Annotated in this window: 1 protein-coding gene; it reads right to left on the minus strand. The window is 37.9% G+C overall.

Annotation, left to right across the window (positions count from 1 at the left end; all coding sequences use genetic code 11):
* Positions 1-203, minus strand: a 203-nt coding sequence (locus CWC11_RS23110) for a hypothetical protein (protein WP_212748111.1), incomplete at both ends; no start/stop codon positions are given.

Here is a 203-nt window from a genome sequence, read left to right on the forward strand (position 1 = left end):
CACTAAATTCCTTTGACTGTAGTTCGTTACCACCATTAAATAATCTTTTGTTTAACAAGCTACCAGCCGATTTGCTGCTCAGGGCTGCGATCTCTAAACCATATGGATAGTAATGGGACTCAGATAATAATGGCCCCCTCGTATGGGTTACTTGTAAGTTATCAAAGAACACATCTATGTTAGGTGTTTCATTACTAACATAT

The organism is Pseudoalteromonas sp. S3178 (assembly GCF_005886985.1).
Classification (GTDB): domain Bacteria; phylum Pseudomonadota; class Gammaproteobacteria; order Enterobacterales; family Alteromonadaceae; genus Pseudoalteromonas; species Pseudoalteromonas carrageenovora.